This is a genomic window from Streptomyces sp. PTL18 (genome assembly GCF_059510295.1).
The window spans coordinates 52,946-70,581 of sequence record NZ_JCAJZO010000016.1 but is presented as its reverse complement, the minus strand read 5'-3'; the positions used below and the strand labels follow the sequence as shown (position 1 = coordinate 70,581).

Here is a 17,636-nt window from a genome sequence, read left to right as displayed (position 1 = left end):
GGCGTGCACCGGCAGGGTGCGCGTCCGGGTGGCGCCCTCGCGCGGTGGCCGGGTGCCGGAACGGTCGGTCCTGGTGAGCGTCATGCGCCGCCTCCTCGCATCGTGGTGGTGGCTCCTTCCAGGTCGCGGCGCAGGACGAACCGCTGGTAGGCGAGGGCGAAGACCAGGCTGAGGCCGAACATGACCACGCTGACCGCGCTGGCGTAGCCGACCTGGTAGCGCTTGAAGCCGTACTGGAACATGGTCACGGCCATGGTCTCCGAGTGGTGGTCGGGGCCACCCGTGGTGACCACCCACACCAGGTCGAAGAGCTGGATCGAGCCGATGACCGACAGGAAGGCGCTGATGCGCAGGGTGGGGGCGAGCAGCGGCAGGGTGACCCTGCGGAACCGCTGCCAGGGCCCGGCGCCGTCGATCAGTGCCGCCTCGGTCAACTCGGCCGGGACGGCCTGCAGTCCGGCCAGGTACAGCATCATGTGGAACCCGAAGTACTTCCACGTCATGACGAGGAACAGGGTCGCCATGACGGTGGAGGGGTCGGAGAACCACTTCCCGCCGAGACTGCCGAGGCCGATGTCGCTCAGCAGGTGGTCGGCGAGTCCGTCGTCCGGGGCGAACAGCATGCTGAACAGCACACCGGTGATGGCCTCGGACAGCACATAGGGCGCGAAGAACAGCATCCGGTAGACGGCCCGGCCGCGCAGCCGCTGGTTGAGCAGCACGGCCATGGTGAGCGCGAACGGCAGCTGCAGTGCGAGGGAGAGGACGACGAGCACCAGGCAGCGCCACAGGTCGCCGAGGAACACCGGGTCCTGGAAGAGGCGCGTGAAGTTGTCGACACCCGTGTAGTCCGAAGGCGTGCCGAAGCCGCCCCAGCGGAAGAACGCGGCGTACACGGCGAACAGCAGCGGCAGCAGGACCAGCAGGCCGAACAGCGCGAGCGCGGGCAGTTGGAAGGACACCGCGGTGAGCCAGTGCAGCGCGCGCCGCCGGGCCCGCCCGCGGGCCGTGGCGGCAGCCGGGGGCGGGACGACGACGCCGGGGCCGGACCGCTTGTCCGGGAGGAAGGTGGAGGTCATCGCCGGCTACTGCTCTTCCTTCGCCGTCTTGGTGATCGACTGCGTGACCTGCTCCGGTGACGTGGAGCCGGCGATGAGTGCGGCGACGCTGTCGTTGACCTCCTGGCCTACGGCGGGCGCGTACGCCTGGTCGAGGTAGAGCTGGAAGCCGGTGGCGCTCTTCAACTGCTGGTTCACCGCCTTGAGGTTGGGATCGGCCAGGGCGTCCTCGGCCGCGCTGACCACGGGGATGACACCGGTCCTGGTGACCAGGGTGCGGTCGGTGGCGGCGGAGGCGAAGAACTTCAGGAAGTCGATCGCGGCCTGCGGGGCGCCCTTGCGCACCGCGTGGCCGCCGCCTCCGCCGAACACCTCGGTGAGGGAGCCCTTGCCCCCCTCGACCGCGGGGAAGGGGAAGAAGCCGAGATCGCTGCCGATGCCCCTGCCTTCGCTCTTCTCCGTCTGGGGCGCCCACTGGCCCATCAGCTCCATGGCCGCTTTGCCGTTGCCGACGGCCGCCGCCTGGCCGGTGGGGGTGGAGTAGGCGGCGCCGAGGAACCCCTTCTGGAACGGCTGGAGTCGAACGAGGTCCTGCAGGTGCTGCCCGGCCTCCACGAACCCGGCTCCGGTGAAGTCCTTGCTCTCACTGGCCTTCTGGAGTGCGTCGATGCCGGCGGTGCGCATGGCCAGATAGGCCCAGTAGTACATGCCCGGCCACTTCTCCTTGCCCGCCAGGGCGATGGGTGTGACGCCCGCGGACTTCAGCTTGCGCACGGCGTCGAGGAAGGCGCTCCAGGTGGTCGGCGGCGCACTGACGCCGGCCCGCTCGAACAGGGCCTTGTTGTACCAGAAGCCGACCATGCCCATGTCGAACGGGATGCCGTAGGCCTTGTCGTCGACGAGGTACGGCTGCCGCGCGACCGACAGCAGCGAGCCGCTCCACGCCTTGGTGCTGTCGGTGAGGTCCTCGACGAGCCCGGCGTCGACCTGCTGCTCGAGGACGCCGCCGCCCCAGGTGTGAAAGATGTCCGGCAGCTTCCCGGAGGCGGTCAGCGCGGTCATCTTGGACTTGTACGCCTCGTTCTCCAGCGCGACGATCTTGACCTTCACCTTGGGGTTCTGCGCCTCGAACTGCCGGGCGAGGGAGGCCCAGACGCCCTTCGCGGGGTCCGTGGTGGTGATGTTCCACCACTCGATCGTGGTCGTCCCCGACGACCCTCCGTCCGAGCCGCCGCCTCCGCAGGCGCCGAGTGCCGTCATGCCGAGACCGGCGGCTGAGGCGGCCAGGAAGCCGCGGCGGGACAGTGCCGGGTCGCCCATCATGAGCTCCTTGGGGGTCGGGACGGAGCGTCCACATCCGTCCGATGAGGATGAGGTGGCCACAGCAGCCTGAAAAGTTTCCGAAACCATCCGGAAATGGAACTGCTGCCGCACCCTAGAGACAGTGCCCGAAACGAGGCAACCCCCTGTGCACCGCGAATTCTCGGCCGATCGGAAGCGCTTCCAGGGGCGTTGACAGCCTCAGGACCGCCCCGTACCTTCCGAGCACATCCGCCCGAGAATTTTCGGAGGATTCCGGAAGCCCCCTGGGATCAAGGAGTTCCATGGTCCAGCCCTGGCAGGACACGACGCTGCCCGCCCCCGTACGCGCGGCCGATCTGCTGGCCCGGATGACCCTGGAGGAGAGACTCGCCCAGCTGTACGGCGTCTGGCCCGGTTCCCTGGCCGGCGGCGAGGATGTGGCGCCGCTCCAGCACGAGGTGTCCGAGGACGTCGACCTCGACGCCCTGCTCCTCCATGGACTCGGCCAGCTGACCCGCCCGTTCGGCACCGCTCCGGTGGACCCGGCCGAGGGGGCCGCGCGCCTGGCGGACTTCCAGCGCAGGGTCACGGCGGCGAACCGCTTCGGTATCCCCGCCCTGGCACACGAGGAGTGCCTGACCGGGTTCACCGCCTGGCGCGCCACCGTTTTCCCCACGCCGCTGGCATGGGGCGCGTCCTTCGACCCGGCGCTCATAGCGGAGATGGCGGCCGGCATCGGCGACGGCATGCGCGAGGGCGGCATCCACCAGGGGCTCGCGCCCGTGCTCGACGTGGTGCGCGATCCCCGCTGGGGCCGCACCGAGGAGTCGATCGGCGAGGACCCGTACCTGGTGGGAACCATCGGCACGGCCTATGTGCGCGGCCTGCAGTCGGCCGGGGTCATCGCCACGCTGAAGCACTTCGCGGGCTACTCCGCCTCGCGCGGGGCCCGCAACCACGCGCCCGTGTCGATCGGTCCGCGGGAGCTCGCCGACGTGATCCTTCCGCCGTTCGAGATGGCGGTGCGCGACGGCGGGGCACGGTCGGTGATGCCCGCCTACAACGACCTGGACGGACTGCCCGCCCACGCCCACGCCCCGTTGCTGACCGAACTGCTGCGGGAGGCGTGGGGGTTCGAGGGCACGGTCGTCTCCGACTACTTCGCGGTGTCCTTCCTCGAATCCGCCCACCGTGTGGCGGACACCGCGAGCGGGGCCGCCGCGCTGGCCCTGTCCGCGGGCGTCGACGTGGAACTGCCCGCCGTACGCTGCTTCGGCGCCCCTCTGCTCGAGGCGCTCCGGTCCGGCGAGGCGTCCGAACCGGCGGTGGACCGGGCCGTGCTGCGGGTGCTCACCCAGAAGTGCGAACTCGGGCTGCTGGACCCGGACTGGGAGCCGCAGCCGCCACCCGAGCTCGACCTGGACCCGCCGCGGCTGCGGGAGTTGGCGGCGCGGGTCGCCGAGGAGTCGGTGGTGCTGCTCGCGAACGCGGGCGGCGTGCTGCCGCTCACTGACGGGGGACGGATCGCCGTGGTGGGTCCGCTCGCCGACGACCCTGCCGGGATGATGGGCTGCTACGCCTTCCCGCGTCACGTCGGCGTGGACCACCCGGACGTGCCGATGGGGGTGCCGGTGCCGACCGTACGGGAGGCGCTGGCGGCCGAGTTCCCGGGCACCCGGCTCGTCGACGACCCGGCGGGGGCGGATCTGTGCGTCGCGGTGCTCGGGGACCGCTCGGGACTGTTCGGGCGCGGTACCTCCGGTGAGGGCTGCGACGCGCCGGATCTGCAACTGCCGGACGACCAGGCCGCGTTGCTGGACACACTGCTGGCTGCCGGGACTCCGGTGGTCCTGCTCCTGCTGACGGGACGTCCCTATGCGCTGGGCCGCTGGGCCGGCCGGCCGGCCGCCGTGGTGCAGGCGTTCTTCCCCGGCCAGGAGGGCGGCCGGGCCGTCGCGGGGGTACTGTCCGGCCGGGTCAACCCCTCCGGGCGGCTGCCGGTGAGCGTGCCGCGGGACCCTGGCGGGCAGCCGTGGACGTATCTCACCCCGCCGCTGGGACGGGCGAGTGGGGCGAGCTCCATCGACCCGACGCCGTTGTTCCCGTTCGGGCACGGGCTGTCGTACACGCGGTTCGACTGGGAGGCGCCGCAGGTCGACGACCCGGCTCCGGCCACGGACGGCGAGACGTCGCTGCGCCTCACGGTCCGCAACACCGGGGACCGGGCGGGCACGGAGGTCGTGCAGATCTATCTCCGCGCTCCCGTGGCCAGGGTGGCGCGTCCGGTGACACGGCTGATCGGCTACGCGCGGGTGCCGCTGCGGCCGCAGGAGTCCTCGGTGGTCCACATCACGGTCCCGGCCGACGTGGCGGCGTACCCGGGCCCCGACGGCTCCCGGATCCTCGAGCCGGGCCCCCTCTTCGTCGATCTGGCGGCGTCCAGCACGGACATCCGCCACACGGTCGGGTTGACGCTGACGGGCGGGAAGCGGGTGGTGGGGCACGACCGCAGGTTCGGGTGCGAGGTGAGCGTGAAACAGCCGAGCCGTGCCGACCCTTTCAGCCACGACGGTACGAGCCACATCGTCGCCGTGAAAAGGGAGGCTCCCGCGTGAAGTTCGTCCTCGAGGTCGACTTGGGCGTCATCGGCTGGGACGGGAACGCGGCCGAGGAGCTGGGGCGGATCCCGCGGTACCGGGGCGGGCACCTGAAGCACTACGAGATGAAGCCCGGAGACGAGTCGGCCGTATACGACTCCGCCCACCGGAAGGTGGGGCACTGGGCCCTCACGGCCGAGTGATTCCGGGGGCCGGCCGGCAGCCCCACTCTGTCCGGCCGGCCCCCGGCAGGGGATCGCGTGGCATTGCCGCGACAGGGCTCGCACTCCCCAGTCACGAGCCTTGGATCCATGCTCGCGTCAGTCCGCGCGATCCCCGGTCTCAGAAGGCGAACACGGGGTTCCCGTACGTGTCCTTCACGCACTCGTTGGGGAAGGTGCGCTGGTAGTCCACGCGTTTGCCCTGCCACACGCCCTGGACGGTCACGACGACCGGGTTGTACAGCTTGGTGCACATGACGCCCTCCTGGTACGACAGGGCGTCGAAGTCGCCGTCGACGGCGCGGAGTTGCGCGCAGGCGTCGACGGCGTCCGGATGGCTGCCGGAGGCGGTCGGGGCGCAGTTCAGGGTTACGGCGCGCTCGGGGGTCGCGGTGGCGGCCCTCTGGCCGTGGCCCACGGTCAGCACGAGGGCCGACGGGGCGTAGAGGGACGCCGGGGCGGCGGCCGGGGCGGCGAGCGCGGACCCCGTGAGGGGGCCGCAGACGGCGGTGGCCGTGAGGGTGAGAGTCGCTGCCCAGCGCGCGGTGTTCGGCATTGTGTGCATCCTTCCGCTCGGGTCGGGTCGCCGGCACAGCTCCGACGGAGCGTGTGCCGGAGCCGTCCGGTCGGGTGCCGGTTCGGCGTGCGCGAGTCTGCCGAGTCCGGACACGAAACTCACATCGACCCCTCACATTTCAGTAACTTTTAGTATTGAAGCAGTGGCCTGATGTCACGGAAATCGAACACTCGGGACCTGCAACTGAGCGGTTGAGGGTCGCCGGAATCGGTCGGATGGCCGGATTCCCCCGCCTCGGCAATCGGCCTGAAACATTCCGCTTAGCGACTCCAGCAAACGCTGTCTTCCCTCCGTCCGAGGGGAGAGGACGTCGAGTCCGCCCGGGCAGGCCCGTTTCTCCCCCACGCACTCCCGCGTCACCCCGCGGCCGGGCCGCCCCGTTCGGTGCCGGTCCGCTCCCCCGCGGTCGCCCCGTCGGCCCGGGTCGCGCCGGACGGAGGCGGTCCCGTGACCGTCACGCGGGCCGGGCGCAGCAGGCGGTCGCCGACCCGGTATCCGGGGGTCAGGATCTGAGTGCAGACGAGGCGGTCGGTGTGCGGGGCGACCACATGCGTGACCGCCTCGTGCCACTCGGGGTCGAAGGGTTCGCCCTCCTCCCCGAACGCCAGCAGGCCCAGCGAGCCCAACTGGGTCCTGAAGACCTCCGCGACGGCTTGGAGGCCGGGCGTCATCGCCTCCTGTCTGCGGGCGGCCTCGACCGCGTCCAGCACGGGCAGCAGTGCCCGCAGGACGTTCTCGGCGGCGATCTCGCGCACCGCCAGGCGGTCGCGCCGCACCTGCTTGCGGTAGTTGTCGTACTCGGCCTTCACCCGCTGCAGGTCGGCGGTGCGCTCGTCGAGCAGACGTCGCAGCTCCGTGCTCTGCGTGCGGCTCCGGTCCATGGTCAGCCCGCCTGTGACGTGTCGTCGTCATCCACGATCTCGGCGTCCACGACCTCCTCGTCGGCCTTGGCACCACTGCCCGCCGCACCCTGCTCCGAGGTCGCGCCGCCCTCTGCGCGCGCCTTGTCGTACATGGCGCTGCCGATCTTCTGGGCCGCGGCGGCGGCCTTGTCGACGGCCTGCCGGATCGCGGCGGTGTTCTCGCCCTTGAGCTGCTCCTTCAGTTCCGCGAGGGCACTCTCGGTCTCGCTCCTCGCGTCGGCGGGGATCCTGTCCGCGTTGTCGGCGATGAGCTTCTCCGTCTGGTAGACGAGCTGCTCGCCCTGGTTGCGGGTCTCGGCGGCCTCACGCCGCTTGCGGTCCTCCTCGGCGTGCTGCTCGGCCTCGCGGACCATGCGGTCGATGGCGTCCTTCGGCAGGGCGGAGCCGCCGGTCACGGTCATCTTCTGCTCCTTGCCGGTGCCGAGGTCCTTCGCCGTGACGTGCATGATGCCGTTGGCGTCGATGTCGAAGGAGACCTCGATCTGCGGCACCCCGCGCGGCGCCGGCGGCAGACCGGTCAGCTCGAACATGCCGAGCTTCTTGTTGTACGCCGCGATCTCACGCTCGCCCTGGAAGACCTGGATCTGCACGGACGGCTGGTTGTCCTCCGCCGTGGTGAAGATCTCCGAACGCTTCGTCGGGATCGTGGTGTTGCGCTCGATCAGCTTCGTCATGATGCCGCCCTTGGTCTCGATGCCCAGGGACAGCGGGGTGACGTCCAGGAGCAGGACGTCCTTGACCTCGCCCTTCAGCACACCGGCCTGGAGCGAGGCGCCGACGGCCACCACCTCGTCGGGGTTGACGCCCTTGTGCGGCTCCCTGCCGGTCAGCTCCTTCACCAGCTCGGTCACCGCGGGCATCCGGGTGGAACCGCCCACGAGGATCACGTGGTCGATGTCGGACAGCCTGATTCCGGCGTCCTTGATCGCCTGGTGGAACGGCCCCTTGCAGCGCTCCAGGAGATCAGCCGTCAACTGCTGGAGCTGGGCGCGCGTCAGTTTCTCGTCCAGGTGCAGCGGGCCTTCCGAAGAGGCCGTGATGTAGGGCAGGTTGATCGTCGTCTCCGACGAACTCGACAGCTCGATCTTCGCCTTCTCCGCTGCCTCCCGCAGCCGCTGAACCGCCATCTTGTCCTTGGACAGGTCGACGCCGTAGGCGTTCTTGAACTGCTTGGCCAGATGGTCGACGATCCGCTGGTCCCAGTCGTCGCCGCCCAGGTGGGTGTCGCCGTTGGTGGCCTTCACCTCGATCACGCCCTCGCCCATCTCCAGCAGTGACACGTCGAAGGTGCCGCCGCCGAGGTCGAAGACGAGGACCGTCTGGTCGTTCTCCTTGTCGAGTCCGTACGCCAGCGCGGCCGCCGTCGGCTCGTTGATGATCCGCAGGACGTTCAGACCCGCGATCTCCCCGGCCTCCTTGGTGGCCTGCCGCTGGGTGTCGTCGAAGTACGCGGGCACGGTGATCACCGCGTCGGTGACGTCCTCACCGAGGTAGGCCTCCGCGTCCCGCTTCAGCTTCTGCAGCACGCGCGCGGAGATCTCCTGGGCCCGGTACTGCTTGCCGTCGATGGTGCCGCTCTCCGGGAAGCGCCAGCCGGAGTCGCCCATGTGGCGCTTGACGGAGCGCGCGGTGCGCTCGACGTTGGTCACCGCCTGCCGCTTGGCCACCTCGCCGACCAGCACCTCGCCGTTCTTGGCGAAGGCCACGACCGACGGCGTGGTCCGGGCGCCCTCGGTGTTGGTGATGACGGTGGGCTCGCCGCCCTCGAGGACCGAGACCACCGAGTTCGTGGTACCGAGGTCGATACCGACCGGACGTGCCATGGGGCTTCCCTCCTCGTCGTCCGTCTTCCTCCAGCGGGTCAGAGGGTCCGTTCCACCCGGACCGGGCCCGCGCGCAGCAGGGGTGCGCACACCGGGCTCCACACCGTGCCGGTCGTCATGACCGCCTGGTCACGGCGCACCGGGGTGGGCGCGGCGGTGGGGGCCCGCCGCCGGCGGTCGACGGCCGCGCGTGCGGCGGGGTCGCGGAGCGTCTCGTAGGCGGCGAGCACCCGCGCGAGCGCCTCCTCGGCCGCCTCCTCCGACCGGGTGTCGGGGTGCAGCCGGCGCACCAGGCGCCGGTACGCGGAGGTGATCCGCTCGGCCGAGGCCGAGGGGTCCACCTCGAGGACTTCATAGGGGTCCGGCGCGGCACCGGTGGCCCTGCGCATCTCCACCGTCCACCTCCTCGCCGACCGCGAGCGGCCCGGCGGCTGCCCCTCCGGGCTGCGCGTTCGCACCTGCACTTCCTCACTGGTCTGGATAAAACTTGAGTCTACTCTTGTCAAGACTGGCCGGCCGCGGTATGGGAGTGTCCGTAAACACTCCGGGCTCCCGGAGCCCGGACGGGTGGGCCCGCTGCCGGGGCAGGGCTCTTTCATCGTCCGCTTCGAGGTGCCGGGCGTCGATCCGGAGCCCATCGACGTGAACGTGGAGCGCCAGGTCCTGACCGTCCGGACCGGGCGTCCCGCCGCGCCGTCACCGCGTGACGGACACCGGGCGCGGCGGGCGACCGCGGGCACGCGGTGTCCCGCGGCCACCGTCCAGGACGTCCACCCGCTCCCGACCGACCGGGGGTGGTGCGTGTGATCACCGAACTGGCCGTGGAACGTGTCGAGTTCACCCGTGGCTCCTGCTGGCACCGCTGGAGCGTCGACTACGACGTCCAGCGGTCCACGGACGCCAGGGGGACGAGTGGGAGTACTCCTACCGCGACGACACTCCCGTGCCCTCCCCGTACACGCTGGAGGGTGCGCCGCCGTGCCTCCACTGCGGCCGCCGCCGGGTCGGCCCTCCGGTCGCATGCCGCCCGGTACCGCTGCCGGGCGGCTCCGGGGCCCCGCGCAGCCCGGTGCCCGACGACGGCAGCCACCGCCCGGAGCGGCACGACGCGCCGCTGCTGCCGGCCGACGCCCACCCCCAGCCGGAGGCGGCTCCCGGGCACTGGTCGCGTTGACCGCTCCCGGGCGCCGGCTAGTCCCGTTGACCGTCCGCCCCGCTCCGCGCCTCGGGCGGCGTGGTCGCGGCCGCCCGGGCGGCGGCCAGGTCCTCCTCCAGGACCCCCACTCGCTCGCGCAGCATCAGGACGCGCCGTACCCCGGCGAGCGTCACCCCTTCCGCGACCAGGTCCATCACGTCGGCGACCCGGTCGATCTCCCGCCGGGAGTAGCGGCGCCGGCCACCCGCGGAGCGGGCCGGGACCACGATGCCGTGGGCGTCCAGGCGCCGCAGGAAGGCGGGCTGGACGCCCAGCATCTCGGCTACCTGGCCGATGGTGTACAGCGCGGCATCGGCATCGTCGATGGAGAGGGCCATCCTCGACTCCTCGGTCCGACGGACCAGACCTCCGCTTCAGGTTACAGATTTCCTTCCGGCCCCAGAACAGGGTGGAAGGCCACGGACGCGTGGCCCGTGCTCACGCGGGGTGCAGGCGACGCCGGGGAGCACGGTGCCGATCGCGTTCCTCTCCATCGGCCGTTTCGGCTCAACCCGGTGCAGTCGATCTCCACCTTTGCCACGATGATCGCACCTGTCCCACTCCCCGGAGGGTCGTGATGCTGCTCGGCCCGTGCGCCCGGCGCACCTGGTACGACCCGGACGCGGTCGACCGCGCTCCGGCACGCGCGGCCGGGGGCGGCTGATGGAGTCCTGGCTCGACCTGTCGGTGCCCCTGGTCACCGGGATGCCCGTGCATCCCGGTGATCCGCGGGTCGAGGTGGAGCGGGCGCTGCGGGTGGCCACGGACGGGGTCAACGTGCTGGCGCTGCACCTGGGCTCGCAGTCCGGGACGCATGTCGACGCGCCGTACCACGTCGACTCGGCGTGGCCCGCGCTGGACGCGCTGCCGCTGGAGCGGTTCGCGGGACCCGCGGTGGTGGCGGACGTACGGGGCCTGCCGGCCCGGACGCCGATCACCCCCGAACTGCTGGCACCCGCACTGAGCCTGCTGCGGCTGCGGCCGGGCGCGATCCTGCTGGTGGCCACGGGCTGGTCGGTGTACTGGGGCACGGACGCCTACCTGGCCCATCCCTGGCTGACGCCGGAGGCGATGGGGGCGGTGGTGGGTGCGAGGGTCCGCACCGTCGGTGTGGACGCGCTGAGCGTGGACGCCACCGGTGATCCTGACCTGCCCGCGCACCGGGTGCTGTGCGGGGCGGGCGGCGTGATCGCCGAGAACCTGACGGCCCTGGACCGGGTCGCCGCCGCGCAGGCGGCGGGCCGCCCGGTGGACGTGTTCCTGTTCCCGCTGCGCCTGCCGGGCGCGGACGGCGCACCGGTCAGGGCGGTGGCCCGTGTGGGTGCCGCGGCCAGGACGTGACGCCGGTCAGGGCCTGAGCGTGCGGGCGATGTCCAGGGTCAGGCGCTGCCAGGGGTCGCGTGGGTCGCGGGACGTCAGGGCGTGCACCCGGCGCAGGCGGTAGCGCAGGGACTGGGGGTGCAGGTGGAGGGCGCGGGCGGCGGCGGTGGCCGAGCCCGCGTCGATGTACGCCGTCAGGGCCTGGAGCAGGTGGCGCTGTTCCGGATCGGTGAGCGGGCCGAGGACGAGACGGGCGATGTGGTCCGGGGTGGCCGCCGGGTGTCCGGCCAGCAGGGCCAGGACGTGTGCGTCGGCGTCGTCGAGGATGCGGCCCGGCCGGTGGGCGTGGGCGGGGGCCGTGTCGAGGGCGTCGGCCGCCAGCCGGTGGGCGGCGGCGACCCGGTCCGGACCCTCACCCGTGATCGCGCAGCCCCGCCACGCCCGCGCCTCCAGGAGGGCCGGTGCCCGGCCCGTGGCCGTGGCGGGCAACAGCAGGACGGCGCGGGAGCCGCGCACCGTCGACAGCGCCCCGGCGCCGTCACCGAGCGCGTCGAGAAGTCCGGCGGCGGCCTCGTACGACATGTCGGGGCCACCCCCGGTCGCGGGCTCGGCCACCAGCAGGCAGTAGGGGTCGGGGAGTTGGACGCCCAGCCGGGCCGAGCGGTCCGTCAGCGCGCCCACCGAGGCGTGCCGGCCGGCGATCAGGTCGTCGAGCAGCAGGCGCAGCGCGCGGTCCCGGTCCCCGGCCAGGTCCTCGGTGGTCGCCGCGTACGCCGTGGCCATCTCCTCCGAGAGGGTGTCCAGGGCCGTCAGCAGGACCCGGGCCAGTGCGAGACCGTCCGCCGCCGTGAGGGCGCGGGAACGGGCGGCGACCTCGTCGGTGAGGACGGTGGCGGCCACCCGGTAGGCGCGCAGTACGGCCTGCACGGGCCGTCCGTCGGCCGCGCGGGCCGCGGCGATGCCGCGGAAGCGGCGCAGATCGGCCGGGCCCAGGGTGCCGTCGGTGGCCCACAGGTGCAGCAGCCGGTCCACGCCCCAGGCCGCGATGGCCCGCACTTCCGGCAGTCGGCTGTCGTCGAGCGCCGCGTACGCCGGCACCGTCGTGTGGACCGCGGCGACGACCGTCTCCACGACCCGTGGGTCGGCGGTGATCTCGGCCCCGACGCGGACGCGGGCCTCGAGGAGCTCGTTTGTCACAGGGTGATGATCCCAGCCGTGCGATGTGCGCACATCGGTGGACGGGCCTTGTCACGGTCGCCAGGATCGTCGGCGTACGGCGTGGCCGGCAGCGCGGTCTTCAGGGACGAGAGGCGGGACGTGAAGGATGGCGAAGCACTGGGCGGACTTCCAGTACGAGATCTATCTGAACGGCATGACGGGCGCCGTACCTCGGCTGCCCACCGACCTGAGCCGGCTGGAGGAGCTGACCGAGCGGCGGCTCGGTCCCGGCCCGGTCGGTTATGTGGCGGGCAGCGCGGGGACCGGCAGCACCGCCCGGGCGAACCGGGCCGCGCTCGAGCGGCGCCGGATCGTACCGCGCATGCTGCGGGACGTGCACGAACGCGACCTGTCCGTCGAGGTGTTGGGGCGCCCGCTGCCCGCACCGCTGGCCCTGGCACCGATCGGCGTGCTGTCGATCATGCATCCGGACGCCGAGCCGGCGGCCGCGCGGGCCGCGGCGGCGCAGGGCGTGCCGTACATCCTCTCCTCGGCGTCCAGCACGCCGATGGAGCAGGTCGCCGAGGCGTCGGGCGACGGTGAGCGCTGGTTCCAGCTGTACTGGGCCAAGGACCGCGAGGTCACCCGGAGCTTCCTCGGCCGGGCCGAGGCGGCCGGGTTCACGGCGCTGTTCGTCACGCTGGACACGCCGCTGCTGGCCTGGCGGCCCCGCGACCTCGACCAGGCGTATCTGCCGTTCCTGCGCGGGGTGGGGACCGCCAACCACTTCACCGACCCCGCCTTCCAGGCGGGTCTGGCCAAGCCGGTGCACGAGGACCCCCACGCCGCCGTGCTGCACTTCGTGAGCATGTTCGCGGACCCCGGCAAGACCTGGCCGGATCTGGCGTTCCTGCGGGAGAACTGGGGCGGGCCGATCGTCCTGAAGGGCGTCCTGCACCCCGACGACGCCCGCGCGGCCGCCGACGCCGGGATGGACGGGGTCGTGGTCTCCAACCACGGCGGCCGGCAGGTGGCCGGGGCCGTGGCCGCCGCGGACGCGCTGCCACGGGTGGTGGAGGCGGCCGGGGACCGGTTGACCGTGCTGTTCGACAGTGGGATCCGCACCGGCGACGACGTGTTCAAGGCGCTCGCGCTGGGCGCGCGGGCGGTGCTCGTGGGGCGGCCGTACGCCTATGGTCTCGGGCTCGACGGCCAGGCGGGCGTCGAGCACGTGATTCGCTGTCTGCTCGCCGAGTTCGACCTCACCCTCGCCCTGTCCGGGCACTCCCGCCCCGCCACGCTCTCCCCCGCCGACCTGATCGAGGAAACCGCATGACCGACACGACCGACACGACCGGCACCACCGGCACCACCCGGGCCAGGAACGTCCTGGCCGTCGTCTCGCCGCACGTGGGCGGGCGCCGGGCAGGCGCCGCGCTCGCCACCGTCTTCCCCGGCGACGCCCGGGTGAGCGTGGTGGAGGGGACCGACGAGGACCCGGCGGCGCTGCGCGCGGCGCACGTCATCGTCACCGGACTCGGTCCCGTCACCGCCGAACACATCGCCGCCGCACCGGAGTTGAAGCTGATCCAGTGCGCCAGCCACGGCTTCGACTACGTCGACCTGGACGCGGCCCGCGCCCGGAACATCCCGGTATGCACCATCGGTTCCAGTGGCGCCGAGAAGCAGAACGTGGCCGAGCAGACCTTCGCGCTCATGCTCGCCCTGGCCAAGCAGCTGGTGCCCGCGCACACCGCGCTCGTCCACGCCGACTGGGCGCTGCCACGGCTGCAGCAGTCGATCACGGAACTGTCCGGCAAGACCCTCGGCATCATCGGGCTCGGCCACATCGGCCGGGAGGTGGCGCGTCGGGCGACCGCCTTCGACATGAGGATCGTGTACGCGGGCCCGGAGCCGGTGGACGCGGAGACCGAGGCCCGGCTCGGGGCCCGGTACATGGACCTCGACGCGTTGCTGCGCACCTCCGACTACGTGACGCTGCACGCGCCGCTCACCGAGGCGACCCGACAGCTGCTGAACGCCGAGCGCCTCGCACTGCTGAAGCCCACCGCGTTCGTGATCAACACGGCGCGGGGCGCCCTGATCGACCAGGACGCGCTGGCGGAGGCGTTGGAGACCGGTGCGCTGGCCGGGGCGGGTCTCGACGTGTTCGACCCCGAACCCCCCACCCCCGCCCTCCGCCTGCTGAAAGCGCCGAACGTGGTGCTGTCCCCGCATGTCGCCGGTGTGACCCGGGAGACGCTGGTGCGGATCGCGCTGGCGGCGGTCCGCAACGCGGCGGACTTCATGGCCGGCGACGAGCCCCGGGACATCGTCACCTGACAGTCATGGACGCAGCACCTGGTCCCTGCGTGGGGCGTGGAGACCCGTCGGGGCGGTTCCTTCGAAAGTTTTGACGTCATTGCCGAAAGTCGCTGCCCGTCGGGCAGTAGAGGAGGCATGGGGGGCCGCGCCCGACTGGATCGAGGGGGTGCTGCGGCGCCGGCCGCTGGGCGTGGTCCTGGTCTTCTCCGCCCTTCCCGTCAAGGTGAAGAAGCAACTGCGGTCACGGGCCATCCCCTTCGTCATCGTCGACCCCGCCGGTGACCCGGACCCGGACGTGCCGTCCGTCGGCTCCGCCAACTGGGCGGGCGGCCTGGCAGCCACCCGCCACCTCACCGACTTCCGCCACGAACGCATCGCCATCATCACCGGCCCGGAGGACATGATGTGCTCCCTCGCACGGCTCGACGGCTACCGCTCGGCAATGGGGATGGCGGGTCTGGAGGTCGACCCGAGCCTCGTGCGCTTCGGGGACTTCCATGTGCAGGGCGGCTTCGAACACGCCATGGACCTGCTCTCGCGCCCGGACCGGCCGACCGCCGTCTTCGCCGGCAGCGACCTGCAGGCGCTCGGCGTCCTGGAGGCGGCGCGCGTCAAGGGCCTGAGCGTGCCGGAGGACCTGTCGGTCGTCGGTTACGACGACGTCCCACTCGCCCAGTGGTCGAGCCCCGCACTGACCACGGTCCACCAGCCGCTGCGGCAGATGGCCGAGGAAGCGGCCCGGATGCTGCTGCGCCCCCACGACCCCGCCAAGTCCGCCCTGCGCATCGAGCTCGCCACCCACCTGGTCGTACGCCAGAGCACCGCACCCCCGAAGAGACCCTGAGCACTCCCCGCAAGAACGGCCGCGGGTTCTGCGCAGCCACCCGGAAGGGGCCTGGAAGACTTTTGGAGAGAGACACCCCTCCTTCAGGACCCGGCCTGCCCCTGGGTGTGGCGCACGCACTCCAGGACGACGTCGCGCAGGCTTCCGGTCCGCGCCATCAGTTCCCGCTGCACCCGGGCGCCGTTGCCCCGCTCCAGCAGCCCGGTCACGGCCTGGTCCGCCCGGTCGAGGTCTCCGGTGCCCGTCAGCGCGTCACCGACGTGGTCGAGCAGGTCCCGCACCACCGACTCCGCCGGCATGCGCCGCATCGTCCTCGGGTGCAGCAGCTCGCGCGCCAGGCCGGACCGGGCCGCCTGCCAGGAGGCCAGCCGCAGCAGACTCACGCTGTGGTCCACCGGCTCCCGGCCCGCCCGCCACTCGCGCGCCGCGGTCTCCACCAGCCCGCGGGCGAGGGTGGCGACCAACTGCGCGGTGTCCGCGTGCAGACAGACGTCGGTGACCCGGATCTCCACCGTCGGGTACCGCTGGGACAGACGCGCGTCGAAGTAGACCATCGCCTCGTCCAGGATCACTCCGGTGGCGACCATGTCGGCCACCCGCCGGTGGTACCGCTCGGGCGACCCGAAGAGCTCGGTCGGCCCGGCGGAGGGCCAGCGCCCCCACACCCGGCTGCGGTAGCTGTCGTAACCGGAGTCCCTGCCCTGCCAGAACGGGGAGTTGGCGCTCAGGGCCACCAGTACGGGCAGCCAGGGCCGCAGGCGGTCGACCACCGCGACGGCCTCCTCGTCCGAGTCGACCGAGACGTGTACATGGCAGCCGCAGACCAGCTGTTCCCGCGTGGCGATGCCGTACTGCTCGGCCATCCACTGGTAACGGCGGTTCATGCTGAGGGAGGGGCTCACCGGCAGCGGTGAGGTGGCCAACGCGGCCACCGCGCAGCCGATCTCCCCGGCGTGCACGGCCGCCTCCCGGCGGCAGCGGACGATCTCGGCGCCGAGTTCCGCCATGTCCGTCTGCGGATGCGTCGCGAACTCCAGCATCTGGCCGTACAGCTCCTTCTCGAACCGGCCCTCGTCCGCGGCGTCGAGCGCGGCGCGAGCGAGGACCGCGGCCGACAGCGCCTTCGGCTCACCGTTGTCCGGGTCCACCAGGAGGAGTTCCTCTTCCACTCCGACGGTCCGCACGTGATGCCGCCTCTCTGTCCGCCTACCGCGACCACCGCTGATCACGGGTTCGTCCGCCCACCCCGACTACCCTCCCCAAGGGACGGTAGTCGGACATCCGGAGGCGGCCCTCGGCTGCGGTTCCGGCTCGGCGGCGTGAGGCAGGGCGGCGGCTCAGAGGGGTTTCACCGTGTGTGCACCCCAGCCGAGGACCGCGTCGGCCGGCAGGCCGCCGAGGCCGTCCTCGAACCGGCTCAGCACCTCGGCGGCGCAACGGCAGTGGTGGCACCGCAGGACGTGTTGCCGGACCTCGGGCAGCAGATCGCCGCCCCGGCGCAGCGGGATGTCGAGCAAACGGTTGTGGAAACGGCATTCGGCGCTCGGTGCGAGTTCCCGGTGGGCGCGTACACAGCCCGTCCGGAATTGTTCGCGCGCCTGTTCCAGCGCGGCCGCCGCGGTATCGGGATCCATGCCGAGGAGAACGGCCGGGACGGATATGTGTTCGGCTTCGGCCTCGGTATGCCACAGCAGTGACCGCGCGAATGGGGGCAGAGCGCGGAAAGCGTGTTCAGCGAGGACGCCGCTTTTCGGGGTGAGGGACTTCGCGGCGCGCATACCGCGACCCCCGCCGGTTTCCGCAACTGCGGCAGAAAACCGGATATCCGGTCCTCCGCCGCCCATGGCTCGACCGTGTTCCGGACCGCCACCAGAAGCCTCGGGCGCAGCGCCGCCACGGAACGGGAGCGGGCGAGGTCGCCGAGGACCCGGTGGAAGGCGGCGGCGGTGCCGACCCGGCCATGGCCCCTGCGCAGACAGTTCACCTTTGCACAGGTCACTGATGACCAACAAGGCACGTGGACAACATCGGTACCAGGAAAAGGGCTTGGGCATCCTCTGACACCAACTGCCTGTTCAGGTGAACGTTTCCGTTGTCCCACGCGCCCCGTGTGAACCGCGCGCCCGCGCCGGGGCCGCTCGCACGCTCCCGCCGTGGCGGGGTTCCGTAGTGCACTGGACCCGGCCTTCTCTTCGGCCCCGCGCGGCACGGCGGCACTGCCGCGCGCAACGGGCCGCCGACCCCGATCTCCCGCCCTCGGTCGGCGGCCCCGAAGGCGGGCGGGAAGCGGGAC

15 protein-coding genes and 2 pseudogenes are annotated in these 17,636 nt (G+C 72.1%); 7 read left to right on the top strand and 10 right to left on the bottom strand.

Annotation, left to right across the window (positions count from 1 at the left end; genetic code table 11):
- Positions 1 to 80: 80 nt before the first annotated feature.
- Together AC5WS8_RS26325 and AC5WS8_RS26320 are read right to left on the bottom strand one after the other, a co-directional pair.
- The gene (locus AC5WS8_RS26325; protein WP_496105943.1) at positions 81 to 1,079 is read right to left on the bottom strand and encodes a carbohydrate ABC transporter permease; all 999 of its coding nucleotides are present in this window, start codon (positions 1,077 to 1,079) and stop codon (positions 81 to 83) included.
- 6 nt (positions 1,080 to 1,085) lie between these two features.
- Positions 1,086 to 2,378, bottom strand: coding sequence for an extracellular solute-binding protein (locus tag AC5WS8_RS26320; protein ID WP_496105942.1), 1,293 nt, complete (start codon positions 2,376 to 2,378; stop codon positions 1,086 to 1,088).
- A gap of 284 nt (positions 2,379 to 2,662) precedes the next feature.
- Between AC5WS8_RS26320 and AC5WS8_RS26315 the strand changes: the two genes are divergently transcribed.
- Both AC5WS8_RS26315 and AC5WS8_RS26310 read left to right on the top strand, forming a co-directional pair.
- Positions 2,663 to 4,975, top strand: a complete 2,313-nt coding sequence (locus tag AC5WS8_RS26315) for a beta-xylosidase/alpha-l-arabinosidase (protein WP_496105941.1) — start codon at positions 2,663 to 2,665, stop codon at positions 4,973 to 4,975.
- Positions 4,972 to 5,160 carry a hypothetical protein gene (locus AC5WS8_RS26310; protein WP_496105940.1) on the top strand — a complete coding sequence of 63 codons (189 nt, stop codon included), beginning with the start codon at positions 4,972 to 4,974 and terminating at the stop codon, positions 5,158 to 5,160. The genes AC5WS8_RS26315 and AC5WS8_RS26310 overlap by 4 nt, the downstream gene beginning before the upstream one ends.
- Positions 5,161 to 5,299: 139 nt before the next feature.
- Here AC5WS8_RS26310 and AC5WS8_RS26305 read toward each other — a convergent pair whose 3' ends face one another.
- The 4 genes from AC5WS8_RS26305 to AC5WS8_RS26290 all read right to left on the bottom strand — a co-directional run bounded on the left by AC5WS8_RS26305 (position 5,300) and on the right by AC5WS8_RS26290 (position 8,890).
- The gene (locus tag AC5WS8_RS26305; protein ID WP_496105939.1) at positions 5,300 to 5,734 is read right to left on the bottom strand and encodes a protease inhibitor; all 435 of its coding nucleotides are present in this window, start codon (positions 5,732 to 5,734) and stop codon (positions 5,300 to 5,302) included.
- Positions 5,735 to 6,111: 377 nt separating this feature from the next.
- The gene (grpE, locus tag AC5WS8_RS26300) at positions 6,112 to 6,636 is read right to left on the bottom strand and encodes a nucleotide exchange factor GrpE (protein ID WP_496105938.1); all 525 of its coding nucleotides are present in this window, start codon (positions 6,634 to 6,636) and stop codon (positions 6,112 to 6,114) included.
- A gap of 2 nt (positions 6,637 to 6,638) precedes the next feature.
- Positions 6,639 to 8,501 (bottom strand): molecular chaperone DnaK, encoded by a 1,863-nt coding sequence (dnaK, locus tag AC5WS8_RS26295; protein WP_496105937.1) that lies wholly within the window; start codon positions 8,499 to 8,501, stop codon positions 6,639 to 6,641.
- A 38-nt stretch (positions 8,502 to 8,539) separates the two neighbouring features.
- On the bottom strand, positions 8,540 to 8,890 hold the full coding sequence (locus AC5WS8_RS26290) for a J domain-containing protein (RefSeq protein WP_496106027.1): 351 nt from the start codon (positions 8,888 to 8,890) through the stop codon (positions 8,540 to 8,542).
- 554 nt (positions 8,891 to 9,444) lie between these two features.
- Here AC5WS8_RS26290 and AC5WS8_RS26285 point away from each other — a divergent pair.
- On the top strand, positions 9,445 to 9,675 hold the full coding sequence (locus AC5WS8_RS26285) for a hypothetical protein (protein WP_496105936.1): 231 nt from the start codon (positions 9,445 to 9,447) through the stop codon (positions 9,673 to 9,675).
- 17 nt (positions 9,676 to 9,692) lie between these two features.
- Here AC5WS8_RS26285 and AC5WS8_RS26280 read toward each other — a convergent pair whose 3' ends face one another.
- Positions 9,693 to 10,034, bottom strand: a complete 342-nt coding sequence (locus AC5WS8_RS26280) for a MerR family transcriptional regulator (RefSeq protein ID WP_496105935.1) — start codon at positions 10,032 to 10,034, stop codon at positions 9,693 to 9,695.
- 325 nt (positions 10,035 to 10,359) lie between these two features.
- Between AC5WS8_RS26280 and AC5WS8_RS26275 the strand changes: the two genes are divergently transcribed.
- Complete coding sequence (locus tag AC5WS8_RS26275; RefSeq protein WP_496105934.1) at positions 10,360 to 11,037, top strand: cyclase family protein; 678 nt, start codon at positions 10,360 to 10,362, stop codon at positions 11,035 to 11,037.
- A gap of 6 nt (positions 11,038 to 11,043) precedes the next feature.
- Here AC5WS8_RS26275 and AC5WS8_RS26270 read toward each other — a convergent pair whose 3' ends face one another.
- On the bottom strand, positions 11,044 to 12,213 hold the full coding sequence (locus tag AC5WS8_RS26270; protein ID WP_496105933.1) for a PucR family transcriptional regulator: 1,170 nt from the start codon (positions 12,211 to 12,213) through the stop codon (positions 11,044 to 11,046).
- 127 nt (positions 12,214 to 12,340) lie between these two features.
- On the opposite strand from AC5WS8_RS26270, the gene AC5WS8_RS26265 reads away from it, so the two are divergent.
- The 3 genes and pseudogenes from AC5WS8_RS26265 to AC5WS8_RS26255 form a co-directional block, all read left to right on the top strand.
- Positions 12,341 to 13,510, top strand: a complete 1,170-nt coding sequence (locus tag AC5WS8_RS26265; protein WP_496105932.1) for an alpha-hydroxy-acid oxidizing protein — start codon at positions 12,341 to 12,343, stop codon at positions 13,508 to 13,510.
- Positions 13,507 to 14,517: a 2-hydroxyacid dehydrogenase gene (locus AC5WS8_RS26260; RefSeq protein ID WP_496105931.1), complete on the top strand. Its 1,011-nt coding sequence runs from the start codon at positions 13,507 to 13,509 to the stop codon at positions 14,515 to 14,517. The genes AC5WS8_RS26265 and AC5WS8_RS26260 overlap by 4 nt, the downstream gene beginning before the upstream one ends.
- A 130-nt stretch (positions 14,518 to 14,647) precedes the next feature.
- Positions 14,648 to 15,343: pseudogene (locus AC5WS8_RS26255) on the top strand (substrate-binding domain-containing protein); the annotation flags it as partial.
- Between the two features lie 83 nt (positions 15,344 to 15,426).
- Here the strand turns inward: AC5WS8_RS26255 and AC5WS8_RS26250 are convergent.
- Together AC5WS8_RS26250 and AC5WS8_RS26245 are read right to left on the bottom strand one after the other, a co-directional pair.
- On the bottom strand, positions 15,427 to 16,527 hold the full coding sequence (locus AC5WS8_RS26250) for a glutamate--cysteine ligase 2 (protein ID WP_496105930.1): 1,101 nt from the start codon (positions 16,525 to 16,527) through the stop codon (positions 15,427 to 15,429).
- A gap of 174 nt (positions 16,528 to 16,701) precedes the next feature.
- Positions 16,702 to 17,342 (bottom strand): annotated as a pseudogene (locus AC5WS8_RS26245) (hydrolase); the annotation flags it as partial.
- Positions 17,343 to 17,636: the final 294 nt, after the last annotated feature.